General features: G+C 62.6%; 24 protein-coding genes and 1 tRNA gene. 9 read left to right on the top strand and 16 right to left on the bottom strand.

What is annotated here, in order from left to right:
- Positions 1–3: 3 nt before the first annotated feature.
- Entirely contained in the window at positions 4–1230 is a 1227-nt protein-coding gene (locus LMTR3_RS17480; RefSeq protein WP_065746306.1) for an aminotransferase class I/II-fold pyridoxal phosphate-dependent enzyme, read from the bottom strand.
- 172 nt (positions 1231–1402) lie between these two features.
- Between LMTR3_RS17480 and LMTR3_RS17475 the strand changes: the two genes are divergently transcribed.
- Both LMTR3_RS17475 and LMTR3_RS17470 read left to right on the top strand, forming a co-directional pair.
- The gene (locus LMTR3_RS17475) at positions 1403–1630 is read left to right on the top strand and encodes an AbrB/MazE/SpoVT family DNA-binding domain-containing protein (RefSeq protein ID WP_028348346.1); all 228 of its coding nucleotides are present in this window, start codon (positions 1403–1405) and stop codon (positions 1628–1630) included.
- Between the two features lie 3 nt (positions 1631–1633).
- Positions 1634–2050, top strand: a complete 417-nt coding sequence (locus LMTR3_RS17470; RefSeq protein ID WP_065746305.1) for a type II toxin-antitoxin system VapC family toxin — start codon at positions 1634–1636, stop codon at positions 2048–2050.
- A gap of 185 nt (positions 2051–2235) precedes the next feature.
- Here the strand turns inward: LMTR3_RS17470 and LMTR3_RS17465 are convergent, their stop codons facing one another.
- The 4 genes from LMTR3_RS17465 to LMTR3_RS17450 all read right to left on the bottom strand — a co-directional run bounded on the left by LMTR3_RS17465 (position 2236) and on the right by LMTR3_RS17450 (position 6099).
- Positions 2236–3678 carry an ammonium transporter gene (locus tag LMTR3_RS17465; RefSeq protein WP_065746304.1) on the bottom strand — a complete coding sequence of 481 codons (1443 nt, stop codon included), beginning with the start codon at positions 3676–3678 and terminating at the stop codon, positions 2236–2238.
- Positions 3679–3715: 37 nt separating this feature from the next.
- Positions 3716–4054 (bottom strand): P-II family nitrogen regulator, encoded by a 339-nt coding sequence (locus LMTR3_RS17460; protein ID WP_008142813.1) that lies wholly within the window; start codon positions 4052–4054, stop codon positions 3716–3718.
- Between the two features lie 307 nt (positions 4055–4361).
- Entirely contained in the window at positions 4362–5669 is a 1308-nt protein-coding gene (locus tag LMTR3_RS17455) for an ammonium transporter (protein WP_065746303.1), read from the bottom strand.
- Between the two features lie 91 nt (positions 5670–5760).
- A complete protein-coding gene (locus LMTR3_RS17450) occupies positions 5761–6099 on the bottom strand; it encodes a P-II family nitrogen regulator (RefSeq protein WP_028348351.1) in 339 nt (112 codons plus the stop codon).
- Between the two features lie 247 nt (positions 6100–6346).
- Between LMTR3_RS17450 and LMTR3_RS17445 the strand changes: the two genes are divergently transcribed.
- Positions 6347–7234: a DUF4339 domain-containing protein gene (locus LMTR3_RS17445; protein ID WP_065746302.1), complete on the top strand. Its 888-nt coding sequence runs from the start codon at positions 6347–6349 to the stop codon at positions 7232–7234.
- A gap of 167 nt (positions 7235–7401) precedes the next feature.
- On the opposite strand, the gene tesB is transcribed toward LMTR3_RS17445, so the two are convergent.
- Positions 7402–8262 (bottom strand): acyl-CoA thioesterase II, encoded by an 861-nt coding sequence (tesB, locus tag LMTR3_RS17440; protein WP_065746740.1) that lies wholly within the window; start codon positions 8260–8262, stop codon positions 7402–7404.
- Between the two features lie 212 nt (positions 8263–8474).
- On the opposite strand from tesB, the gene LMTR3_RS17435 reads away from it, so the two are divergent.
- Positions 8475–9692 (top strand): ubiquinone biosynthesis hydroxylase, encoded by a 1218-nt coding sequence (locus LMTR3_RS17435; RefSeq protein WP_065746301.1) that lies wholly within the window; start codon positions 8475–8477, stop codon positions 9690–9692.
- 69 nt (positions 9693–9761) lie between these two features.
- On the opposite strand, the gene LMTR3_RS17430 is transcribed toward LMTR3_RS17435, so the two are convergent.
- Both LMTR3_RS17430 and LMTR3_RS17425 read right to left on the bottom strand, forming a co-directional pair.
- On the bottom strand, positions 9762–9959 hold the full coding sequence (locus tag LMTR3_RS17430) for a Trm112 family protein (protein WP_065746300.1): 198 nt from the start codon (positions 9957–9959) through the stop codon (positions 9762–9764).
- A 50-nt stretch (positions 9960–10009) separates the two neighbouring features.
- On the bottom strand, positions 10010–10546 hold the full coding sequence (locus tag LMTR3_RS17425; RefSeq protein ID WP_065746299.1) for a TetR/AcrR family transcriptional regulator: 537 nt from the start codon (positions 10544–10546) through the stop codon (positions 10010–10012).
- A gap of 94 nt (positions 10547–10640) precedes the next feature.
- Here LMTR3_RS17425 and LMTR3_RS17420 point away from each other — a divergent pair, with 94 nt between their 5' ends.
- Complete coding sequence (locus LMTR3_RS17420; RefSeq protein ID WP_065746298.1) at positions 10641–10991, top strand: hypothetical protein; 351 nt, start codon at positions 10641–10643, stop codon at positions 10989–10991.
- A gap of 11 nt (positions 10992–11002) precedes the next feature.
- On the opposite strand, the gene LMTR3_RS17415 is transcribed toward LMTR3_RS17420, so the two are convergent.
- Both LMTR3_RS17415 and trxA read right to left on the bottom strand, forming a co-directional pair.
- Entirely contained in the window at positions 11003–11677 is a 675-nt protein-coding gene (locus LMTR3_RS17415; protein WP_065746297.1) for an LON peptidase substrate-binding domain-containing protein, read from the bottom strand.
- A 138-nt stretch (positions 11678–11815) separates the two neighbouring features.
- Complete coding sequence (gene trxA, locus LMTR3_RS17410) at positions 11816–12739, bottom strand: thioredoxin (protein WP_065746296.1); 924 nt, start codon at positions 12737–12739, stop codon at positions 11816–11818.
- A gap of 359 nt (positions 12740–13098) precedes the next feature.
- On the opposite strand from trxA, the gene LMTR3_RS17405 reads away from it, so the two are divergent.
- Positions 13099–13173 (top strand) — tRNA-Gly (locus LMTR3_RS17405).
- A 107-nt stretch (positions 13174–13280) separates the two neighbouring features.
- Here the strand turns inward: LMTR3_RS17405 and LMTR3_RS17400 are convergent.
- Positions 13281–15917: a T6SS phospholipase effector Tle1-like catalytic domain-containing protein gene (locus LMTR3_RS17400; protein WP_065746295.1), complete on the bottom strand. Its 2637-nt coding sequence runs from the start codon at positions 15915–15917 to the stop codon at positions 13281–13283.
- Positions 15918–16352: 435 nt separating this feature from the next.
- On the opposite strand from LMTR3_RS17400, the gene LMTR3_RS17395 reads away from it, so the two are divergent.
- Both LMTR3_RS17395 and LMTR3_RS17390 read left to right on the top strand, forming a co-directional pair.
- On the top strand, positions 16353–17615 hold the full coding sequence (locus LMTR3_RS17395; RefSeq protein WP_065746294.1) for a PQQ-dependent sugar dehydrogenase: 1263 nt from the start codon (positions 16353–16355) through the stop codon (positions 17613–17615).
- 89 nt (positions 17616–17704) lie between these two features.
- Positions 17705–18286, top strand: coding sequence for a c-type cytochrome (locus tag LMTR3_RS17390; RefSeq protein WP_065746293.1), 582 nt, complete (start codon positions 17705–17707; stop codon positions 18284–18286).
- Between the two features lie 98 nt (positions 18287–18384).
- Here LMTR3_RS17390 and panE read toward each other — a convergent pair whose 3' ends face one another.
- The 3 genes from panE to LMTR3_RS17375 all read right to left on the bottom strand — a co-directional run bounded on the left by panE (position 18385) and on the right by LMTR3_RS17375 (position 20805).
- Positions 18385–19308 carry a 2-dehydropantoate 2-reductase gene (gene panE / locus LMTR3_RS17385; protein ID WP_065746292.1) on the bottom strand — a complete coding sequence of 308 codons (924 nt, stop codon included), beginning with the start codon at positions 19306–19308 and terminating at the stop codon, positions 18385–18387.
- A 149-nt stretch (positions 19309–19457) separates the two neighbouring features.
- Entirely contained in the window at positions 19458–20063 is a 606-nt protein-coding gene (locus tag LMTR3_RS17380; RefSeq protein WP_065746291.1) for a 2-hydroxychromene-2-carboxylate isomerase, read from the bottom strand.
- A gap of 133 nt (positions 20064–20196) precedes the next feature.
- On the bottom strand, positions 20197–20805 hold the full coding sequence (locus tag LMTR3_RS17375) for a DUF2239 family protein (RefSeq protein WP_065746290.1): 609 nt from the start codon (positions 20803–20805) through the stop codon (positions 20197–20199).
- A gap of 150 nt (positions 20806–20955) precedes the next feature.
- Between LMTR3_RS17375 and LMTR3_RS17370 the strand changes: the two genes are divergently transcribed.
- Complete coding sequence (locus tag LMTR3_RS17370; RefSeq protein WP_065746289.1) at positions 20956–21621, top strand: glutathione S-transferase family protein; 666 nt, start codon at positions 20956–20958, stop codon at positions 21619–21621.
- A gap of 33 nt (positions 21622–21654) precedes the next feature.
- Here the strand turns inward: LMTR3_RS17370 and LMTR3_RS17365 are convergent, their stop codons facing one another.
- Together LMTR3_RS17365 and ggt are read right to left on the bottom strand one after the other, a co-directional pair.
- Positions 21655–22551 (bottom strand): SDR family oxidoreductase, encoded by an 897-nt coding sequence (locus LMTR3_RS17365; protein WP_065746288.1) that lies wholly within the window; start codon positions 22549–22551, stop codon positions 21655–21657.
- 288 nt (positions 22552–22839) lie between these two features.
- Entirely contained in the window at positions 22840–24585 is a 1746-nt protein-coding gene (gene ggt, locus LMTR3_RS17360; protein WP_065746287.1) for a gamma-glutamyltransferase, read from the bottom strand.
- Positions 24586–24706 lie beyond the last annotated feature (121 nt).

The raw sequence follows: 24706 nt of genomic DNA, 5'->3' as shown, positions 1-24706 counted from the left end.
CGATTAATCCAGAATTTCGACCAGCCGGTGCAATGCCTCGGCCGTTGATTCACTGTCTGAGACCAGCGCGAGACGGATGTAGCCCGCGCCGGGATTGAAGCCGTCGGGCTGCAGCCGCGACAGATAGCTGCCGGGGATCACACGGACGCCAGAATCCCGATAAAGCTTCACCGCCGCCGCCTCGTCGCCGCCGCGCTGGGATACGTCGAGCCAGACGCAGAAGCCGCCGGCAGGCCGCACATAGCCGTAGCGGCTGCCCAAGATCTGATCGGCAAGATCGAACTTGATGCGATAAAGCCTGCGGTTCTCCTCGACATGCGCCTCGTCGCTATAGGCGGCGACCGCGACGTGTTGCAGCGGCACCGGCACCTGCGGCGCCGCGACGTTGCGCAACTCGTGAAAGGCAGCGAGGAACTTGTTATCCCCGGCGGCAAAGCCGACGCGCATGCCGGGTAGATTGGAGCGCTTCGACAGCGACTGGAACGCAACGACGTTGGTGAAATCAGGCCCGGCGCATTCCAGGGCGCTGCCCGGCGCCTGCCTGGTGTAGATTTCCGAATAGCACTCGTCGCTCAGGATCATGAAGCCGTAGCGGTCGGCCAGGGCCTTCAGCCGCGTGAAGTAATCGCGCGAGGCGACGGCGCCTTGCGGATTGGCGGGCGAGGCTATGAACATCGCCACGGTTCGGGCCAGCGTCGCCTCGTCGAGCGTATCGAGATCCGGCAGGAATCCGTTGGCGAGCGTGGTCGGCAGGTAGATCAGTTCGCAACCAGCGGCCCGGGCGCCCGCGCCATAGGCCGGATAGAATGGATTGGGCATCAGGATCGCGGGTCTACCCTTGCGCGGGCCAACATAACGGGCGGCGGTGATCGCCGCGAAAAACAGCCCTTCGCGACTGCCGTTCAGCACCAGGATTTCGCGCTCGGGGTCGATCGGGCGGGGAAGCTGGAATCGGGTCGAAAGCCAGTTGGCGGCGGCGCGTCGGAACGGCTCGATCCCTTTGGCGAGCGGATAGCGGCCGAACTCAGCAATGTGTTTCGCCAGCACCGGCCCGACGAAGTCGGGTACCGGGTGCTGTGGCTCGCCCAATGACAGCGTGATCAATGGCTTGGCCGGCTGGTAGGGCGCCAGCAGCTCGGTCGTGCGCAAGAACGGCGAGCGTTCGGCCTGACCGGCAGGGGTTGCACTGCCAGCGCCCTGCGCCACGCCGGAAGAGGCGGTCATTGCCATGTCTGAAACGCCAGCACTTTCAAAAGCGGTCAAAGGACTTAAGCGAGCCCCGGAAACCCATCAAACCACCATAGATACGGCGAGGTTAAGACGCGATTAACCATCGGCCGGTCTGGACAATTTGCCAGGTATTACCATATTTTGAACTGGTATTACTTCCGGAGAGTCCGCCATGGCGACGACAGTTACGAGTAAGGGCCAGGTGACAATTCCCAAACCTGTTCGTGAACATCTGGGGATCGTTCCGGGAAGCAAGGTCGAGTTCCGATGCGCTGCGGATGGCACCATCGTGATCGAAAAAGCCGATACAAGCGAGCCCAGCCGTTTTGCCAAACTGGTTGGTATCGTCGGCCCGGGTCTTTCCACGGATGAGATCATGGCGATTACACGTGGGGATTAGCGCGTGACGCTGGTCGATTCCAACGTTCTTCTGGATGTCTTTATCCAGACTCCGGGCTGGTGGGAGTGGTCGCTTGCTCGTCTGGAGGATACCGCCCGCCAAGGCCCGCTGCTGATCAATGACGTGATTTTTGCTGAAACGTCCATCCGCTTTCCGGTGATCGAAGATTTCGAAGCAGCCTTGTCGCAGGCGGGCATCACCGTCGCGCCGATACCGAGAATGGCGCTATTCCTCGCGGGTAAGGCCTCCATTCAGTACCGTAACGCGGGCGGCGCCCGCGGCAGCGTGCTTCCGGATTTCTTTATTGGCGCTCATGCGGCGGTCGAACAGCTTCCGCTTTTGACGCGTGATACGCGCCGCTACCGAACCTACTTTCCAACCGTGACGTTGATCGCACCGAACAGCGAGACAGGCACGTAGCCGGATGCCTACCGCACCTGCGGCCGCTCGAAGCGGCAAATGCTTTTTCGGGCGAGGCGAGGGCATAAAAAGAAAGGGGCTCCAGCTTGCGCTGGAGCCCCTCAACGGTCAGGGCATTGCCGGGTATGTGCCCGAACCGGAGTTGTGGATGCGATCCCCTCTAAGAGATCGCACCCCGGGAGAACTTACATGTTGTAGGCGCGCTCGGTGTGCTCGGTGACGTCGAGGCCTTCACGCTCGGTCTCGACGTTGACACGCAGCCCGACGATCACATCGACGACCTTGAACAGGATCGCCGAGCCGATGCCGGACCACACCAGCGTGGTGCAGACGCCCCAGAGCTGCGAGGTCATCTGGGCGACGAAGTCGTAGTCGGCGATCTTGCCGGCGACGTAGTCCATGACGCCAGTGCCGCCGAGGGCGGGATTCACCAGGATGCCGGTGCCGAGCGCGCCGACGATGCCGCCGACGCAATGGACGCCGAACACGTCGAGCGAGTCGTCATAGCCGAGCGAGTTCTTCACCACGGTGCAGAAGAACAGGCACACGACGCCGACCACGAGGCCGAGCACGATCGCACCCATCGGACCCGCAAAGCCGGCGGCGGGCGTGACGGCCACGAGGCCCGCGACCGCGCCCGACAGTGCGCCGAGCACCGAGGGGTGGCCCTTGACGATCCATTCCGCGAACATCCAGGCCATCGCCGCCGCTGCTGTCGCAACGAAGGAGTTGGTCATGGCGAGCGCGGCGCCGCCGGAGGCTTCCAGGTTCGATCCGGCGTTGAAGCCGAACCAGCCGACCCAGAGCAGCGAAGCGCCGATCATGCTCATGGTGAGGGAGTGCGGAGCCATCAGCTCCTTGCCGTAGCCGACGCGCTTGCCGATCAGGAGCGCTCCGACGAGGCCGGCAATACCGGCGTTGATGTGCACCACGGTGCCGCCGGCGAAGTCGATCGCACCCTTCTTGAAGATCCAGCCGGCGTCGGCGTTGATCTCGTCGAGCTTGGCCTGCGCCGCGGTCTTCGCCGCGCCGTCGGCCGCCGCGGCAAGCGCCTTGGCTGCATCCGTGATCGCGTCCGGGCCGGCCCAGTACCAGACCATATGCGCGATCGGGAGGTAGATCAGCGTGATCCAGAGCGGAACGAACAGCGCGATCGCCGCGAACTTCATGCGTTCGGCGAAGGCGCCGACGATGAGGGCAGGCGTGATCGCCGCGAAGGTCATCTGGAAGCAGATGTAGATGAACTCGGTGATGTTGGCGTCGACGCTGAAGGTCACTGCCTTCGAATCCGGGGTTACGCCCATCAGGAAGGCCTTGGAGAAGCCGCCGATGAAGTCGGAACCGCCGGTGAAGGCGAGGCTGTAGCCATAGAGCGCCCAGAGCAGGATGGCGATGCAGACGGTGTAGAACACCTGCATCAGCACCGAGAGCATGTTCTTGGAGCGGACGAGACCGCCATAGAACAGCGCCAGACCCGGAATCGTCATCAACAGCACCAGCACTGTCGACGTCAGCATCCAGGCGTTGTCTCCCTTGTTGACCGTTGGTTCGGCGTAGGCAGCGGTCGCGGCGAACAGGCCGACTGCAAGGGCCGCCAATCCCACGCTATAGGGACGTTTAAACGTCATTTGATTTTACTCCTGAGTGTAAGGTTTGTGCGCGAAATCAGAGGGCCGCGGCATCTGCCTCGCCGGTGCGGATGCGTACCGCATGGTCGAGGTTGATGACGAAGATCTTGCCGTCGCCGATCTGTCCGGTCTTGGCAGCCGATGTGATGGCGTCGATGGTCTTGTCGACCTGGTCCGACGCGACTGCGACCTCGATCTTGATCTTGGGCAAGAAGCTCACGGCGTATTCGGCGCCACGATAGATTTCCGTATGGCCCTTCTGGCGGCCATAGCCTTTGACTTCCGTCACCGTGAGACCGTGAACGCCTATGGCGGTCAGGGCGTCCCGGACTTCTTCGAGTTTGAATGGCTTGATGATCGCCATAACAATTTTCATGGGTCTTGGTCCCCGCTTGGGCCCGGGTCAGGCGGACCGGGCGTTCTCGACTGAGGTTCACCACGCGGAGATGTTCACTACGCGGGCACAGCCGGGACCCATAGAATCAAATGCCGTGCCAGATCGGGATCGTTCCCTAACAGACTATGAATCCGGACCTTTTCGCCTTCTGCGAGAATTGCATCTTCCTGCGCCATTCCGTCGCGCCCAAAGCGTAGTCAGGCCTGCCCAAAACGTGGGCAGGGCCTGGCGGGCCGGCGCAATCGTGCTCAGCAGCAGGGCACGAAAACGGCAATACGGTGGGAGCCTATTGCAGGGCTTCGCCGTGCTGCGAGATGTCGAGGCCTTCCAGCTCCTGCTGCAGCGATACCCGCAGCGGCGCGAACACGCCCACCAGCTTGAGCAGGATAAAGGTAATGCCGCCAGACCAGACGAGGGTAACCGCGACGCCATAGAGCTGGGTCATTACTTGCTGCGCATTGCCCTCGATCAGGCCGGCAGTACCCCCGATCGCGTTCACCGCGAAGACGCCGGCGAGCAATGTGCCGGTCAATCCCCCGACGCCGTGAACGCCGAAGACGTCGAGCGAGTCATCATATTTCAAACGCTGCTTGAGCCAGGTGCAGGCCCAGAAGCAGAGCGTCCCCGCGCCGAAGCCAATAATGACGCCGTGCCACGGCGCAACGAATCCGGAGGCCGGCGTGATCGTGCCGAGGCCCGCAATGGCACCCGAGATCATGCCGAGCACCGACGGTTTGCGCCGCGTTGCCCATTCGATCGCGGCCCAGGTCAGTGCGCCGGCGCAGGCGGCCAGATGCGTCGCGGTGATCGCCATGACCGCGCGCGAATTCGCGGCCAGCGCCGATCCGCCATTGAAGCCGAACCAGCCGACCCACAGCAATCCGGTGCCGATCACGGCAAGTGACAGATCGAATGGCGCGAGGTTCTCGCTGCCGTAGCCGTGACGCCGGCCTATTACCATTGCGGCAACCAGTCCGCCGACGCCGGCGGAAAGATGCACAACGAGACCGCCGGCGAAATCAAGGACGCCCATAGTAGCGAGGAAGCCACCACCCCAGACCCAGTGCGCGAGCGGCACATAGACGAACATGAACCAGCCGATCGAGAACATAAGATAGGCTGAAAACCGCATCCGATCCGCGACCGCGCCCGCCACCAGCGCCACCGTGATGATCGCAAACGTCATCTGGTACAGCATGAAAAGCGCTTCCGGAATCGTCTTCGCCGCCGGATTGACGCTCTCCATCGTCATGCCGATGAGAAACCAGCGATCGAGCGTGCCGATCCAGGCGCCATCGCCGACAAAAGCCAGCGAATAGCCGAAGGCCACCCAAAGAATTGAGATGATCGCGACGGCGGCGAGGCTTTGCGCCATGGTCGCCAGCACGTTCTTCTTGCGCACCATGCCGGAATAGAACAGCGCCAGGCCCGGTATCGTCATCATCAACACCAGCGCGGTGGCGACGATCATCCAGGCGGTGTCGGCGGCGCTGATGGTGGACGTCTCGGCATGCGCCGGCGTGATGAGTGCAGAGCTCGCCGCAAGAGTAATGAGCGCAGCATTGCCTGCTGCACGATACGATGGTGCCCCCATAAAATTCCCCCGGCCGGTTGTCGTTTCGTTGCCGCTTCTTGGCTTCGCGCGTTCAGCGTCGTTGCCGCCGCGCCTTGAATTCCGTGATGTCTCAGAGCGCGTCGCTATCGGTCTCGCCGGTGCGGATTCTCAGCGCATGGTCGATCGGCGTGACGAAGATCTTGCCGTCGCCGATCTGCCCGGTACGCGCATTCGCGGTAATGACCTCGACCGCTTTATCCGCAACGTCGGAGGCGACCGCGATTTCGATTCGGAGCTTGGGCAGGAAGTTCACGACATATTCGGCGCCCCGATAAATTTCGGTGTGGCCCTTCTGGCGGCCGTAGCCCTTGACCTCCGTCACCGTCATGCCGTGGACGCCGATGGCTGTCAGCGCCTGGCGTACCTCGTCAAGCTTGAAGGGTTTGATGATCGCGACGACGAGCTTCATGGTCAGGCCTTCATTTCTCTGGGGGTATTTTGAGCACGCGACAGGCTGGATGCCCCGACGGTGGACCGCCGGCGCAAATCTGGCATCTTTCTGGGCAAATGGCACAAAAAAGTTGCAGGTAGAAGGGGAAAACATTTCGAGCTGGTGACATCGATCACTGTACAGGCACCTGTAACGTCCGCCAAAATGCGGTTTCACCCCCAGCCGCCCGCCGGCTACCTCCATTTCCACGGCTCAAGGAAATAAAATGTCGAACCGATCGTGGTTTTATGCAGCCAACGGCCAGCAACAGGGCCCTTATCCGGAGGCCCAGCTTCGCGACCTCATCACCCGCGGCATGGTCGGGGCGGATACGCTGGTCTGGACCGAGGGAATGTCGGGCTGGCAGCGGGCAGGAGAAATTCCGGGGATGATACCCGGCGGATCAGGCCCGCCCGCCTTCACGCAGCCCGGTGGCCAAGCTACGGCCGCAGCCGGAGGTTACGGCGGCGGTGCGCTGTCGATCGACGTTAGCATTTGGGAGCTCCTCGGGCGCAGCCTTGTGTTCATCATCGGCATGGTGCTGGTGATTCCGGCGCCCTGGGTTGCGACCTGGTTCTACCGCTGGATCTTTTCCCGGCTTTACGTGCCGGGCCGGCCGAACCTTGCTTTCACCGGCCAGCCCCTCGACATCTGGTACGTCTTCATCGCCATGGGCATTTTGACCTATGTGGGCTCGGCCGACCTCTATTACCTGCAATACCTCTCGATCCCGATTCAGGCCGTGCTGGCCTGGATGGTCATTCGCTGGATCGCTTCCAACCTGAGCTCCAACGACCAGCCGCTTCCGATCGCCTTCAACGGCAGCGCGTTGGGTTATGTCGGCTGGCATGTGCTGTTGTACGTGTCCTTCATTACCATCGTCGGCTGGGCCTGGGTGGTCACGGCCTGGATGCGCTGGATCTGCCGCAACATCGACGGCACGCAGCGTGAGGTCATCTTCACCGCGTCCGGACTGGAAGTGCTGTGGCGAACCTTCGTGTTCGTGATCGCCTGCATCTTCATCATTCCGATCCCGTGGATGCTGGCCTGGTACGCACGCTGGTACGCGTCGCAATTCGCGCTGGCCGAGCGCGGAACGCTGGCGAAGGCTTAAGCGACGCGTTGCCGCTGAGCGCGGAGTTAGTAGGATGGGCAAAGGCGCAATTGCGCCGTGCGCACCATCCAAGCCATCGCAAGAAATGGTGGGCACGCGGAGCCTGTCATCGGGCGCGCGTTCGCGCGACCCGGTGGCTTTGCCCACTCTGCAAGCTGGCTCATCCCTCACTTGCGTTGGCGGATCGAGCCTTCCTGGGCGACCGAGGCCACCAGTGTGCCGTCAGGCTTGAAGATCAGGCCGCGGGTCAATCCGCGGCCGTCCTGCGCGCTCGGCGAATCCTGCGCGTAGAGCAGCCATTCGTCGGCGCGGAACGGCCGGTGAAACCACATCGCGTGGTCGAGGCTCGCCGGCATCATGCGCTTGTCGAACAGCGTGCGGCCGTAGCGCGCCATCACCGCGTCGAGCAGCGAGAAATCCGACGCATAGGCCAGTGCGCACATGTGCAGCGCCGGATCGTCGGGCAGCTTGGCGGCGGTGCGGATCCAGACATGGATGCGTCCGTCGTCGATCTTCTGGCCGAAATAGCGGCCGAGCTCGACCGGGCGCAGTTCGATCGGCCGGTCGGATTCGTAATAGCGGCGGATGAATTCCGGCATCTCGCGGAACATCGGCTGTTTTGCCACTTCCTCGGCGGTGAGTTTCTCCGGGGGCGGCACGTCAGGCATCTTGTCCTGATGGTCGAAGGCGCCTTCCTCCTCGGCATGGAATGAGACCATGATGGAGAAGATCGCATTGCCGTGCTGGATCGCGGTGACGCGCCTGGTCGAATAGCTCTTGCCGTCACGCAGCCGCTCGACCTCGTAGATGATCGGAATCTGCGGATCACCCGGCAGGATGAAATAACAATGGATCGAATGCGGCAGGCGGCCTTCGACAGTGCGGCATGCCGCGACCATGGCCTGCCCGATCACCTGTCCGCCGAACACCCGCTGCCAGCTCGTCTTCGGGCTGTTGCCGCGGAACAGGTTCACCTCGAGCGGCTCCAGATCGAGGATGGAAATCAGGTCAATCAGGCCTTTGGACATGGTGGTGCTTTCAATTCGTGGAGGCGCCGTCATTCCGGGGCGCCTCGAAGAGGCGAACCCGGAATCTCGTGCCAAACCTCTGGATTCCGGGTTCGCGCAGAGCGCGCGCCCCGGAATGACGTCTGGTTAAGGACCTTGTTTCTCGGCCCTGTTTCGCCCAGCTATTATCAGGTAGCAAGTCTGGTCTGAGGGCATAACCGGGTACGGATCGCATGGCGACACAGCGAAGTATTGTCATCTGCGGCGGCGCCTTCGCCGGGCTGGCGTTAGCGCTGGCGCTCCGCCAGGGCCTTGGCGCGGAGATTCCCGTAGTCGTCGCCGATCCCGCGCTCGGGGTGCGGCCGAGCCGCGACCCTCGCGCGACCGCCATTGTGGCCGCCTGCCGGCGGCTTTTCGAGACGCTCGGCGTCTGGGATCAGGTATCGGATTCGCAAGCCATCCTCGACATGGTCGTTACCGATTCCAGGCTCGATGACGCGACACGCCCGGTATTCCTCACGTTTGCAGGAGATGTCGAGCCCGGCGAGCCATTTGCCCACATGGTCGAGAATCGCCGCCTGATCGACGCGCTGGTGGAACGCGCCGAAGCCGAAGGCATCGATCTCCGGGCCACGGCGGTTTCGACCTACGATTCACGTTCCGATGGCGTCACCGTGACGCTCGCCGACGGCGGTGTCATCGAGGCAAGCCTGCTGGTCGCCGCCGACGGCGCGCGCTCAAGACTGCGCGAGCGCGCCGGCATTGTCACCCATGGCTGGGACTACGATCAATCCGGCATCGTCGTCACCGTCGGCCATGAACGGGACCATCACGGCCGCGCCGAAGAGCATTTTCTTCCGGCGGGTCCGTTCGCGATCCTGCCGCTGAGTGGAAAGCGCTCGTCGCTGGTGTGGACCGAGAGCCGGACCGAGGCCGCACGCATCACCGCGCTCGGCGAGACCGAATTCCACGATGAGCTCGAGAAGCGCTTCGGGCTGCACCTCGGCGAGATCAAGGCGCTCGACAAGCCGCGCGCATTTCCGCTCGGCTATTTCGTTGCGCGCTCATTCATCGCCGAGCGGCTGGTGCTGGTCGGCGACGCCGCGCATGTGATTCATCCGATCGCAGGGCAGGGGCTCAATATGGGCCTGAAGGACGTCGCGGCGTTGGCCGAAGTCGTGGTCGATGCGGCCCGACTCGGCATCGATCCCGGGCAGGCCGATGTGCTCGACCGCTACCAGCGCTGGCGGCGGTTCGACACCATGGCGATGGGCGTTGCGACCAACTCGCTGAATTTTCTGTTCTCGAACGAATCGACGTTGCTGCGCACCGTGCGGGATATCGGCCTCGGCCTCGTCGATCGCGCGCCGCCGCTGAAGAACTTGTTCATCCGCCAGGCGGCCGGATTGTCGGGCGAGGTGCCGCGACTGTTGAAGGGCGAGGCACTGTAAAAGCGAATGGCGAATAGGGAGTGGCGAATGAACCATTCGCTATTCGCCACTCACCATTCGCCGGCTTCGTCAATCGATCTTCCTCGCCTCTTCCGGCAGCATGATCGGGATGCCGTCGCGGATCGGATAGGCGAGCTTGGCGGAACGCGAAATCAGTTCCTGCCGGCTCGAATCGAATTCGAGCGGACCCTTGGTCACCGGACAGACCAGGATCTCCAGCAACTTTGGATCGACGGTGCCGTCGAGGCGTTCGGGCGGGGCTGTCATTTACTGTCTCCAGATAGGCGTAGCCCCTTAGCATACCAAATCGCGAGGTGTCATGACGCGGCCATCCGCACCAGTTCGTCGACCACGGCCTCTTGGCGTGCTTTCGACAGCGGCTGGTCCGATAGCGCAAAGCCGAGAAATGCCCAATACAGGATTTGCGCCCGGGCGCGGGCCGCATCCGTCGACAATCCGGATTGCGTCAAAAGACCTTCGACATAGCCGAGTCGGCGCCGGTCGATCGCCTGCACGGCGGCACGGGCGGCGGGGTCGACGCTCGCCCAGGTGCGGACCGCCCGTTCCAGCATCAGCCGTTCGCCGAACACGCGGCGCAGCAGCAGCGCGAGCGGGTTCTCGTCCTTCGAGGCCGCCTCGACATTGGCGATGATCTGCTCGGCCGCGACCTCGTGCCACCGTGCGAGGACGGCGGCATGGAACGCGCCGATATCGGCGAAATGCCAATAGAAGCTGCCGCGCGAAACGCCCATCGTCTTGGCCAAAGGCTCCGCCTTCAGTGCGGTGAAGCCACGGGTCGCCAACGTCTTCAGGCCCTGATCGAGCCAGTCCTTTGCGGCTAGTTGATTGCTCATCCTGGGTTCCGCGATCTCACCACCATACACTACTGTATTGACAAGCGCCAGAATGCATCGCATAGCCATACAGTACTGTATGGGAGATGTATCGATGCGCGATCTCATTTTGCAATGCGCCGGCGTCGCCGGCATAGCGGTGGCGCTGATCCACGGCGTGCTCGGGGAAACAAAGGTGTTCGCCAAGGCGACCATTCAGCCTGAAAGCCTGCGCACCCTCATTCGCCTGGTATGGCAGGCAGGTACGGTGGCCTGGATCGGCGGCGGCGTGCTGCTGATTGCCGCGCCCTCGTTTGGATCGGAGAGCGCGCGGCACTGGACCGTCGCAACGATCGTCGCGGTCTACGCCTTTGCCGCCGCCGCCAATGCGTGGTGGTCGCGCGGCCGCGGCTTCGGCTGGAAAGCCCTCGGTGCCGTCGTCGTGCTCGCGGTGGCGGGGTATTAGAGGTTTACTGCTTACTGCAGCCCGGTGTCGCCGCTGGTGCGCTTCTTGGCGAGGTCCATTTCGGTCACCGCAATCAGGATCTCGGCGCGGGTTTTCAGGTCCGGCGCCTCCAGCATCGCCTGCTTCTCCGCCGGACCATACGGCGACATCATCGCGAGCGCGTTGACCAGCGCCTCGTTCGGCGCGCTCTCGATACCTTCCCAATCCACCTTCAGATTGTTGGCTGTTAGAAAATCGTTCAGCACATCGAGCAACGCCGTGCGGTCGACTTCCTCCTCGCCTTTGCGCGCGACGAAATCGTCGGCATAGGGGAAGAAGTCCACCTTGCATTGCCGGTACGCAGTCAGTGCTGCGATTTCCTCGACCACCTTGAAGCGCGCGACCCCGGTCAATTCGAGGATGTAGCGGCCGTCACCGGATTCGGCGAGCTGGGTGATGCGCCCGACGCAGCCGACCCGGAACAGCTCGGGCCTAGCCTCGTCCCTGGTGTGGGAAATATCCGGCTGGATCATCCCGATCAGCCGGTGGCCGTCGCGCAGCGCGTCGTCCACCATCGCCAGATAGCGCGGCTCGAAAATATTGAGCGGCATCTGGCCGCGCGGCAGCAACAGCGCGCCCGGCAACGGAAATACCGGAATGATTTCGGGAAGCTCGCCGGGTCCGCGGTATTCGGCATTGATCGGCATCTGCAGTCCCGGTCAGTTGGTTGGTTCGGCGGGTGTTCTCTTTACAAAACCATGTCCCACGCGCGCGGACGACGCCTCAACTCTTCAATTGAGCATGATTTTGTCGGAAAACCGGTATCCACTTTTCCGGATCATGCTCTATGAGAAAAGGATCGTCGACAGCCGCTTGCGTCCGTCGACGGTTGCTTCGTCGGTCCCGCCCCACGCCTCGAAAAACTGCACGAGCTGCTTGCGCGCGCCGTCGTCGTTCCACTTGCGATCGCGCTTGACGATTTCCAGCAACTGGTTGGTCGCCTCGTTACGCTTGCCGAGCGCATTGAGCGCCGTCGCCAGGTCGAATCGCGCCTGATGGTCGAGCGGGTTTGCGGCGACCTTTTGTTCGAGCTCGGTCACCGGGCCGACCGACTGGGCCTGCTCGGCAAGGTCGATCGAGGCCTGCACCGCCTTGACGGCGGCATCGTTGCGCTTCGATTCCGGCACCATCGCCAGGGTCTGCTTGGCTTGTTCGACGGCGCCCGTCGTCACGTAGCACTTCGCCAGTCCGGCCAGTGCGGCGATATTGGTGGCATCGAAACCGAGTATCTCGGCATAAATCTGTGCTGCGGCGGCCGGATCGCCCTCCGCCAACACGGCCTCAGCCTCTTTCAGGATTTCCGCAATGTTCGGCTCACCCGGCGCCGTCATGCCCTTGGTGAGCTTGTCGATGAAGGCGTTGACCTGGCTCTCCGGCACCGCGCCCATGAAACCGTCGGCGGGTTGGCCGCCCACGAACGCGATCACCGCCGGGATCGACTGAATGCCCATCTGGCCCGGAATGGCCGGATGCTCGTCGATATTCATCTTGACCAGCTTGACCTTACCCTTGGCGGCCCGAACCGCCTTTTCCAGCACCGGCGTGAGCTGACGGCAGGGACCGCACCAGGGCGCCCAGAAGTCGATCAGCACCGGCTGGCGCTTCGATTCCTCGATGACATCCTTTACGAAGGTCTGGGTGGTCGTCTCCTTGATCAGATCGGGTACTGCCTGCGGTGCCGGGCCGCCGCCCTGCTCAACTATCGTCACGGTATCCTCGCCTGATGTCTCGAGAAGGAACGCAGAATATCGGCTGCGGGTCCGCTGCTTCTAGCACGGTCCGGAACCAAGTTCTCGTTCGCTAGATGGCGGCTTGGCCGCAAAAATCAATCGGTCCGGGCCGGCTCGCGAATCGGGCTATCGCGCTAGCGGCTAATTCTGGGTTCCTGGCGATGGCACGAGGCCCGATAAACTCCATTTTGCCGTTGTTTCGGGCCGATTCGAGCCTATTTGGCTAAAGAAATCGGATTATCCGGAAAAGCTTCGGACCGTGCGCGGACTGTTGCATTCGCAGCCCGCATTTGGCATAGGTCTGCCGTTGACGGCGAGCGATCGCCGCCATCTCGGATGCGGGTGTAGCTCAGTGGTAGAGCACGACCTTGCCAAGGTCGGGGTCGAGGGTTCGAGCCCCTTCGCCCGCTCCAGATTTTCTCACTAGATCCAACGACGGGCCGCCATTTTGGCGGCCTTTCGTTTACAGCCGACAACGGGTGCGCCTCCGGCGGCGGCATCCTTACTCCTAACGGGTCGCTCATCTCGGAATGCGATAGACCCAGATGCGCGCCTTTCCCGAATTCACGTTGCGAAACAGACCGGGAAAGACGCCGCTGACCGGCTGGTTCAGATAGACGAACAACTGCCCGTCGCGGGTCGCTCTGAATTTCTCGTCAAGGCGGCCGTTCGTCGGCTCGCCATCGATGAAGTTCTCCTCATTGCCGGTCTCGCCATAGCGAAGGATCACGTGGCCAAAGGGCCGGTCGAGCGTTCGCTTGAGCGGGTAAGCTGCCGCAAGCAACGCGAATCGGCCCAGCGGAACGGTCGGATCGGCTACACCGTTCTTCAAGTTGGGCAGGAACGCACGGAGCGGCATCCCACCCGGGCCGGAAGGCGCGCCTAGAAACGACCAGTCGCCGGCCTTGTCCAGAACGAACTGATAGTGTCCGCGCCTCTCGAGCGTGACGCCCACGGGTGTGCAAAGGTCGGCGGTGTTGAATGCGACCAGGTCGACCCCTCGGCACGCCGCCGACGTGCAGGTGCCAGGGAAGCTGCCGTCGGGCGCGCGCTTGCACAGCTTCATGTCATCGGGGTCGCACACCTCCAGCGTGACTGGCTTTTCCGCTGGCTGGCAGAAGTGGCCAAGGCTGTCGCGAATGTTGAAAACATAGTGGCTGGCGAAAGCGATGCCGCCGACCAGGAAGAAAACCGCAAAGAACGCGGGCGCGACCTTGAGTTTGATGTTGGTGAGCAATCGCCGGTAGACGTCCTTCAGTCTGAAACGCGCGATGGTCCTGTCGGGGAGCAACATGGTGACCAGGATCGCAAAGGCGAAGAACTGGAAATAGGGGTGGGTTATCCGGTCGATGAAGGTCTGCGGCGAGGCAGACAGCTTTGGCAAGCTGTAGCCGGCCCAGCCCGGTAGCGGATAGAGCGCGACAAAGAGCAGGCCAGCCAGCACCACCATTTGCGAGGTGCTCAGGCCGATTCGGGATTTAGATTCGCCCCGGTGCACGTCGACCTTTGCAAGGCTCACCCGCCACGCGCGGCGCATCTGATCGGTGATCCGGTCCTTAAGGCTGGCGCTCAACCATAGCAGCAGCGCGACAAGACTGGCGCAAAGCACAAACCAGAGCGGCTCCCTCGCATAGGCATTGATCCAGCGTGAGGCCGCGCCCGGCAAAGCGAGTCCGACCATCCGAATGAGGTCGGAAAGCGGCCGCAGCGGCGTGGTGAATTCGGCGGCCGCCGGCGCGGTGGATGTGAGCGGATAGGTCAGCAAATAGATCGACGCGATGACGGTCAGGAAATAGATGATGCGTCGCCGCCAGATCGAACTTCCGACGACGTGCTCCTGGGTGAGCTCGCGCTGACGGGCGGAGGCCGGACTCTCATATCTCGGTCTGCCCGGCGGGACGGTCAGCTTGTCCGGGGTGACGATCCTCTCGTCGTAGGTCAATACTTCATAGACCGGTGGCAGTGCGACCGGCGCATAGAGATGCGCATCGACGGAGATCCGGTCGAATACGCTTTCGTGGATCTTTGGCATTGCGATCTTCACGCAATCGCGCTTGTCGTCGGAAAATTTCGTATCCGACAGCGCGGCCACGCTCCGTGGCCCATAGCGGTAGTAACCTCCGAGCCCGTTGCGGGAATCGTAGATGCGGCCGTCCTTGTCCTGGGTCGACCGCACCCGCGTGAATGCGTCGGGATCGGCTCCCGGCGCCGCCTTCAAGGTAAGGCCGCGGCTGCGCGCCTCTGACAGCATCCAGGTCAGCGACACATGGGCGAGCGAGTCGTCCGGATAACCGCCGCCGACATTGGAATGCACGCCGGCGAACCAGACCTGCGTGATCCGCTCCGAACTTGTCTTCCGGATGCCGGTGACAACGGTCTCCGGACTCTCGTCCCACAGCAGCGGATGAAACGTGGTGCGCTCATCGTCGAGCGAGAGCGCGTGACAGGCCTTGCGCACCAGTGGATGAAGCTGCCGGTCCGGCAATTCGAGCGGCCAGAGATAGCGGCTGACGCCACGGGTCATTTCGTCGATGGGCAGGCCGTAGGCGGCGACGGTATCCCAAAGGCCGAGGAAGGCGATGTGATCGACCGGGCGCTCGTTCTTGTCGTGCTTGGCTGATACGAACAGGTTGCGCAGCTTTCGAAATGCCCATTCGACCTGAAACTGCGACTTGAACGTCTCTGCCCGGTGCGCCCGGTAGGCCGCCGCGACCTTTCGATCGAGTTCTTCTTCGGTCTGGTATTTCACCAGGCCCTGTTCGCAGATCAGACCGTTCACCACGCGGATGGTGAAGGCCCCCCGGCTGAACCCGAATGCAAAGATGTCGTCGCTCTGCCAGGGACCGTATCTCTCCTCGCGACCCTCAGCCTTCGCAGCGGCAGCCTCGAGCGCCAGATAGTCCAGATGCGAGCGATAGTTGCGGCAGGCAAACTTGTAGATATCGAGCACGTTCCGCTTCAGGCCGAAGCCGAAGGCGCCGCCCAGGATCGCGAACGGCTTGAAGGACGAGGTACCGACCCCGTCGTCGTAGAACGCAATCTGTTGCGAACTCGTCAGATCCAGCGATTCAAACACACGCCAGACATTCGTCCGCCAGACCTTGCCGGCGGAATTGCCGGTGCCGTCCGAGAGCAGAATGATCCGCTTGTTGGCCATACGGACGCTCGCTCAAACCCGGGCGAGGGGAGACTGACAGTGAAGGATAGGCCGAATGGTTTTCTCAGGGTTTGATCTGCTCCTGTATGAAATGGACCACAATTGCTCTGTTCGTTTATCAACTGGGTGACAGCGCTAGCGGTCCACTTGATGTGGAACGCCGCCCACTCGTGCGCGCTTTGCGCGCGTTAGCTCGACGCGGATATTGCGATGCAGCGGGCGCAAGAGCGGCTTGAGCGTGCGGCTTGAAGGTGCGGTTTGGCAATCCGTCTCACAATTTGTCTTGGTCGTGCCGAGCCGCGCGGCACGCGCTTCTCTGCCGCAACGGATGTGCTACCATTTTTGCGTTTGTTGCACTTCACCAGACCAACTTCGCCTCTCGTAGTCCAAAATAATAACAGGCGCAGCCGCCAGGCTGCATAGGGGAGTGACGCGATGAAAGCGGCTTTCAATCGATCTATTCTTGCGCTCGCAGCCATTCTCGTTGTCGCCGGGGCCAGCCAGGCCAGCGCGCAACAGAAGGCCCTGAAGAAATACGAGTCCGGCACCAAGGACTTCTGGAGTAATCCGCCGCCGGACTGGTTCCTCGGCGATGAGACCGAACAACAAAAGGGCCTCGCTCCGCCGTCAGGGCCGCCGACCGGCGCCTCGGACGCAGAACTGGCGGCGCTGATGAAGAAGATCAAGCTGCCCGACGGCTTCAAGATCGAAGTTTATGCGTCTGGCGTGTTGTCCGCGCGGCAGATGGCATGGGGCGACAAGGGCACGCTGTTCGTCGGCTCGTTCGACCTCGGCAATGTCTATGCGGTCAAGGACAGTGGCGGCAAGAAAGAGGTCAAGACCATTCTCAAGGGCCTCAAGATGCCGACCGGTCTCGCCTTTCTCGATGGCGCGCTCTACGTCATCGCGGTCGACAAGCTGATCAAATACGAAAACGCCGAGGCCAATCTCGACAACCTCGGCGCCGGCAAGGTGGTGTATGACGACATGCCGTCCTACATCGCCCATGGTTGGAAATACATCACCGTCGACAAGGACGGCTGGTTCTATCTGCCGTTCGGGCCTCCCTTCAACATCGGCATTCCGCCGACCAGCGTTTCGCAAATACGCCGCGTCGATCCCAAGACCGGCAACGCCGAAATCTGGGCGCTTGGCGTCCGCAACAGCGTCGGTGGCGATATCGATCCACGCAGCGGGCGATACTGGTTTACCGAGAACGCCCGCGACTGGGTCAGTGACGACATGCCGAGCGACAAGCTGAACATGATCTCCAGGATCGGCGAGCATTTCGGCTATCCCTATTGCCACCAGGGCGATATGCCGGACCCGAAATTCGCGATGGGCCACAAGTGTTCGGAATTCACGCCGCCCGTCGTCAATCTGGGCGCGCACGTCGCGCCGCTCGGCATGAAGTTCTATACCGGCGATCAATTCCCAGCCGAGTACAAGAACAACATTCTGATCGCCGAACACGGCTCCTGGAATCGGCATAAGTACCAGGGCGCCCGGATCAAGCGCGTCATCGTCGATGCCGACGGCAAGAACGCCAAATCGGAGATCTTTGCCTCCGGCTGGCTCGAAGGCGACCAGGGCTATCTCGGCCGTCCGAACGATATCTTGCTGGACAAGGACGGCTCGATCCTCGTGGCCGACGACTGGGCCGGTGCGATCTATCGCATCAGCTACACCAAGAAGTAGGACTTGAATTGGCAGAGGCTGCGGGTTGCCCGGGGGAACGGGTGGCCGCAGCCTTTGTTGTTTGATGCGCAGGGCGGAGTGTAGTTGAAATGCGAAGTGCATTGATGGGATCGCTGCTGGCGATCATTATTTGCGTACCGCTCGCCCGCGCCGCCGACATCGCCGCCGGCAAGGCGAAAGCCGAGCTGTGCGTCGGTTGTCATGGCGAGGCCGGCATTTCGCAGATCGAGAACACTCCCTCGCTGGCGGCGCAGCCTGATCAATTCATCCAGTGGCAGCTCGTGTTCTTTCGTGCCGGCACCCGCAAGAACGAGCAGATGCAGCCGATCGTCGAACAGCTCAATAATGAGGATATTCGCAACCTCGGTGCCTACTACGCTTCGCTCGAACCGCCGAAGGCGTCAAAGCCTGACGACAATCCCGATTTGTCGAAGAAGGGCGAGCAGGCGGCCGCTGGCCGGCGTTGCGCGTCATGTCATACCGATAGCTACGCCGGCACCAAGGGGGTCGCCCGCGTCGCCGGCCAACGCGAGGAATATTTGGTCAAGGCGCTGCGCGAGTACAAATCGGGAGTGCGATCCGGCGGCGCGATGGCTGCGATGACGGATGTCGCCTATTCCCTCAGCGAGGAAGAGATCGAGGCACTCGCGCATTATCTCGCGCATCTCTGAGTGGCTCGTCGTCCCTGCGAACGCAGGGACCCATAACCACTGCACTCAGCCGTTGAAGCAACGTAATCTCCTGTGCCATTTACGCAGGCCGCGGATGATTACGCGGTCCGCTGCTTCTCATACGCTTTCAGATGCGTATAGGCGATGCGCAGCTTCGGCACCGGAATCTTCGCCGCGTCGGCGCGTGCGACGAGATCACCGATCACATGATCGGCTTCCACCGGCAGGCCCGCCTTGATGTCGCGGAACATCGAGGCGGTCATCGGCGAGCCCTCGGTCGTCAACAAGCCGCTGGTGCGCTGGAAGAACGGTCCCGTCGGCTCGTAGCCCGAGGCCTTTGCGATCGCGCTGCATTCATCGAGCATGCCGAGCAGAAAATCCTTTCCGCCGGCCACCGCCAGGATGTTGCCGACAGAGGTACGCATCAGGCAGGTGGAGGCCGCAAGCGAAGCAAGAAAAACCCACTTTTCCCACATGTCCCGCATGACGTGTTCGCTGGCCACGGCACCGAACTTGCCGCTGTCGAACACTTTTGCAATCGCACGCACCCGCTCCGACATCGAGCCGTCGCGCTCGCCAACATTTAGCGATTGCATCGGCGCGAGCTGGACCACCTCGCGGGCCTCGTTGAGCGTCACCGCGATCGCGCAGAGACCGCCGAGCACGCGGTCGGCCCCGAATTTCTCGTCCAGCACGTTGAGGTGCAGCATGCCGTTGAGCAGCGGGATGATTGCGGTTTGCGGCCCGACTGCAGGAGCAAAAGATTTGATCGCATCCTCCAGGTCGAACGCCTTGCAGCTCAGCAGCACGACGTCGAACGTCTCGGTGAGCTTGTCGGCCTGCACGGTCGGCGGGTTCTCGAGCGTCACGTCGCCGGCGGGGCTCTTGATGACGAGACCGGCGCTTGCGAGTTCCGAAGCGCGCTTCGGCCGGACCAGGAACGTCACGTCGTTTCCTGCCTGAAGCAGCCTGCCGCCGAAATAGCCGCCGATGGCGCCGGCCCCGACCACGAGAATACGCATGGATCAACTTTCCTTATTGTTGATTTTGGAACGGGCGAATAGCGAGTAGCGAATGGCGAGTAGGAAGATGCCGGCTGCAATCTACTCCCAACCATTCGCTATTCGCTACTCACCATTCGCTTGCCTACCATGTGGTCTGATCTGGGCAGCTACCTCCCCGAAATCATTTCCTCGACTTCGCGAAGTTGCTCCTTGCCGAAGAACATTTCCTTGCCGACGAAGAATGTCGGCGAGCCGAACGCGCCACGGTCGACGGCGTTTTGCGTATTCTCGATCAGCCTAGCCTTTACATCCGCATCCTGCGATCGCGCCAGCAGCTTGGCCGCATCTAGGCCGGACGAGCTCAGCGCCTTGGCTGCGACTTCGGGATCATCCATCTTCTTTGGCTCGACCCACATGTGGTGGAAGGCAGCATCGACATACTTCTCGAACACGCCTTCGAGCTGGGCTGCCACCGCCGCGCGCATCAGGTTCAGCGTGTTGACCGGGAAGAACGGGTTCCAGACGTAGGGCTTGACCCCAAAGCGCTTTACGAAGCGTTCGGTTTCCAGCGCGTGGAATTCGCGCTTGTTCTTGATGCCGGCGAGCGTTTCGGCAGGCGACTTGTTGTTGGTGGCCTTGAAGATGCCGCCGAGGAGGATCGGAACATACTCGAACTTTACGCCGGTGCGTTTTTCGATCGCCGGAATCGCTTCATGGCTGAGGAAGGCGTTAGGGCTGCCGAAATCGAACAGGAATTGCGGATTTGAGCTCACGGCAGTCTCCTTGGATGTTTTGGCGCATTGTGGCGCAAGGCAGCCGGCGCGTCCACAGCACTATGATGATCGTAATATTCTGGAATGCGTGGCGGGCGAGAGGTGCCGGAATTCGGCTGGAGGCCGATCGCGCCTATGGCTCGGCGCGATCGCTGAAGGCGAGCTTGACGACGTGGTCGCGGATATCGTCGGGCCAGCCGGCGACGAGAGCGACGAAGCGCCGCCGGTCATCGGCGAACAACGCCCGCGAGGCTTCCTCGAAGCCGGCGAGATTGCCGGCCATCACGGACATGAAGCGATAGGCGGCGTCCCTTGCCGCGCGGGCGCGATCCGCATCGCCATTGGCGCGGCGCGCCTCATCGACGAGCTTGCGCAACGCCACCGACGCTCCGCCGGGCTGCGCCCCGAGCCATTCCCAATGGCGCGGCAACAGCGTCACCTCACGCGCGACCACGCCGAGCTTGGGCCGCCCCCGTCCGCGCGGCTCAGTCGCCGCGGCCTCGTCGGCGTCGACTTCCGGAGGCGAGGCCGGTTGCGGCAGGCGGGCAATAACGTCGCTCTCGGCCCCGCGAAGGTCGAGATCGATCGGTTGGCCGGTCGCGTCGTTGAATATGATGATCGGCAACACAGCAGGCCTGCGGGAAACCTGCATGACCGCCAGCGCGACCTCGGCGAGCGGGCCGGCCGACAGGCGTTGCGGGCCGATGAAGGCTGTGAACAGGGGGCGAGACGTGTCGGCCATTGGAGATACTCTGGATTTTCGTTCACAATATTTATCCGGATAAATTTTCGATGTCAATATTGCCCGGGTAAAATATGACCCGACTCAAGGCCGTCTCGACTTTCCATCCCCCGGCTGGCACCAACGCCACGCCAACTCCAGGGGGACGCCATGCTGACGGTTCATCATCTCAACAACTCACGCTCCCAGCGCGTGCTCTGGCTTCTCGAAGAGCTCGGCGTCGCTTATGAGATCGTCCGCTATCAGCGCCAGCCGGACATGCGTGCGCCGAAGGAACTGCGCGCCATTCACCCGCTCGGCAAATCGCCCGTCATCACCGACAACGGCAACACGATCGCCGAGTCCGGCGCGGTCTGCGAATACATCGTCGGCGCCTATGGCAACGGCCGCCTGATCCCGCCGCCGAACACGCCGGAACGGCTGCGCTACACCTATTGGCTGCACTATGCGGAAGGCTCCGCGATGTCGCCGCTGCTTCTGAAGCTGCTGTTCACGCTGATGCCGAAGCGTGCGCCTGCGCTGCTGCGGCCTCTGGTGCGCAAGGTCTCCAACACGGCGCTGACCACCCTTGTCAATCCGCAGCTCAAGCAGCACATGGATTACTGGGAGAGCGAGCTCGGCAAGAGCGAATGGTTCGCCGGCAATGAATTCACCGCCGCCGATATCCAGATGAGCTTTCCGCTGGAAGCCGCCGCGGCGCGCGGCGGGCTGGAGCAGGGCCATCCCAAAGCGATGGCGTTTCTCGAACGCATCCACGCGCGGCCAGCCTATGCGCGTGCGCTCGAGAGGGGCGGGCCGTATGTGGTCGGGCGGTGACATCTCCTTCGTCATTGCTGTCGGTGTTCACGTCTAGCGCGACGTCTGCGCGGTGCCGACCGAGGGCAGCGCCTGCACCGAGACGCCGGGCGGCGGCACGTCGTCGTCGGGGACGAAGAAATCCGACATCAGCGGCACGGACCGATCGACGCGGTAGTGCTCGAAATCCCTGACGCCGGAGGCGTACAGCACCTTGTCGTCGATGCAGAACTGTCCGGTGAATTCCCGCGCCGGCCTGGTCAGGATCGCGTGCGCGGCGTCTCCCATGATCTCGGGCGTGCGGCTGGCGCGGATCATCGCCTCGCCGCCGAGCAGGTTGCCGACCGCGGCGGTGGCGATGGTGGTACGCGGCCATAGCGCGTTGACGGCGACGCCGGCGGATTTCAACTCACCCGACAAGCCCAGCACGCACATGCTCATGCCGAACTTCGCCATCGTATAGGCGGTGGAATGCTCGAACCATTTCGTCTTCATGTCGAGCGGCGGCGACAGCATCAAGATGTGCGGGTTCTCCGCCTTCTTCAGATGCGGAATGCAGTATTTCGACACCATGAACGTGCCGCGGGTGTTGATGCCCATCATCAGGTCGAACCGCTTCATGTCGGTTGCCTGCGAGTTGGTCAGGCTGATGGCGCTGGCGTTGTTGACGCAGATATCGATGCCGCCGAATTCGGCGACGGTCTGCTCGATCGCCGCCATCACCTGCGCCTCGTCGCGGATGTCGCACAGCACCGGCAACGCCTTGCCACCGGCGGCGCGAATTTCTTCCGCCGCGGTGTAGATCGTGCCCTTGAGTTTCGGATGCGGTTCGGCGGTCTTCGCCGCAATCGCGACATTGGCGCCGTCACGCGCGGCGCGAAGCGCAATCGCCAGCCCAATGCCGCGACTGGCGCCGGAGATGAACAACGTCTTGCCTTTAAGGGATGTCATGACGAGAGCCTCCAGTTATGGGCGCACGAACGAACGGCTCCCTCCCCCCTTGCGGGGGAGGGTCGGGGAGAGGGGTAAGCCACGGACTCGGACGGATCCGTAACGTGATCCTCGCAAGACAATCGATGAGGTTGATAGCGCTGTCCATGTTGTTCGTCGAACGGTCGAGCAAGCGGCACCCCTCTCCCTAACCCTCCCCCGCAAGGGGGGAGGGAACCCATCCGCTAGTACGTCCCTTACAAACCTGCGTCCCCGACGAGTGCACATTGGTTGCCGCCGCACCGTTCTTTAATGCCCCACCGCCGCCGCCCCTCTCGTCCGCGGATCGGGGGCGCCGCGCAGGCCGCTGGGCGTGACGGCGATCGAATTGGCCGAGGTCTGGCCGAGCGGCTCGATCACCTGATGGCCCTTCTCCTTTAGCGCATCCAGCGTTTCCTGAGGGAAGCCGCGCTCGACGCGTACCACGTCCGGCATCCATTGATGGTGCAGCCGGGGTGCGGCCACGGCGGTAGCGACGTCCATCTTGTAATCGAGCGCGTTGACCACGACCTGCAGCACGGCTGAAATGATGCGGCTGCCGCCCGGCGAGCCCGTCACCAGCGCCGGCTTGCCGTCCTTCAGCACGATGGTCGGCGACATCGACGACAGCGGCCTTTTGCCCGGGCCCGGCAAATTGGCTTCGAAGCCGACCAGGCCGAACGCGTTCGCCGCGCCGGGTGCTGCGGTGAAGTCGTCGAGTTCGTTGTTGAGCAGCACGCCGGTGCCATCGGCGACCAGGCCGACGCCATAGGAAAAATTCAGCGTATAGGTGTTGCTGACGGCATTGCCGCCGGCGTCGACGACGGAATAATGCGTGGTATTGCTGCCCTCGCGCGGCAAGCTCGCCGACAACGCGTCGGCGGGCGTAGCGCGCGCAAGGTCGATGCTGGCGCGTTGCTTCGCCGCGTAATCCTTTGCGATCAGGATATTCGCCGGCGCATTGACGAAAGCGGGATCGCCGAGATAGCGCGCCCGGTCGGCGTAAGCGCGCTTCATCGCCTCGATCATGACATGCAACGAGGGCGCCGAGCCCTGCTTCATGTCCGCCATCGCAAACCCTTCGAGGATGTTCAGCGTTTCCAGTAGCACCGTGCCGCCGGACGAGGGCAGCGGCATCGAGACGATCTCATAGCCGCGATAACTGCCGCGCACGGGACTGCGGATCACCGCCTCATAGGATTTGAGGTCGTCCGCTGTCATGATGCCGCCGGCATCGCGGACGGCTTTTGCCAGCCGTTCGGCGACCGGCCCCTGGTAAAATCCGCGCGGTCCCTGCTCGGCAATTGCCGACAGCGTTGCCGCGAGATCGGCCTGAGCCAGACGGTCGCCCTCTCGCAGCGCCGTGCCGTCGTCACGGGAGAACGCCTTGGCCGGGTTCGGCCAGCGCGCCATCCGGCGATACAGGTCCGGCAGCGTGTCGGCGGTGTCGTCGGCGATCACGAAACCGTCCCGTGCGAGCTCGATGGCGGGCTTGAGGACTTGCGCGAGCGTGAAGCGGCCGGAGCCGTATTTCTCCAGCGCCAGCGCCAATCCGGCCACGGTGCCGGGCACGCCGATACCAAGCGCGGAATTGCGCGACTTGTCGGTATCGGGCTTGCCGTCCGGTCCCAGAAAGATATCGCGCGTGGTCGCGGCCGGTGCGGTCTCGCGATAGTCGATGGTGACGTCTTCATTGCGCTCCGCCGAATGGATCACCATGAAGCCGCCGCCGCCGATGTTTCCGGCGCGCGGATAGGTGACGGCAAGCGCAAAGCCGGTGGCGACCGCGGCATCAATCGCATTGCCGCCTTGCCGGAGGATATCGGCGCCGACTTCCGCCGCGATCTTTTCCTGGGCGACCACCATGCCGTGTTCGGCTGGAATGGAGCGAACGGCGGAGAGGTCGAGGGACGAATGGAAGCCTCGCCGATCCTGCGCGAAGGCAGTCGTGCCGCAGGCGAATATCAGCGCGATTGCGGCAATCGCCTTGCGCCGGCTGATTTGAAAGATTGTCATCGAAAATCCGCCGTAGTTTGAGCCTGTGTGGCGTGTGGGCAACAGCGCCAGCGTTGGTGACGCATGCTATATGGGTTCGGTTTCGGCACGCAAAACGCTTCGCGAGACTTTTGAAGGAAAT

The organism is Bradyrhizobium sp. LMTR 3 (assembly GCF_001693485.1).
GTDB lineage: Bacteria > Pseudomonadota > Alphaproteobacteria > Rhizobiales > Xanthobacteraceae > Bradyrhizobium.
Note: the sequence above shows the minus strand (reverse complement) of the source record. Positions and strands in the feature narration are given on the sequence as shown.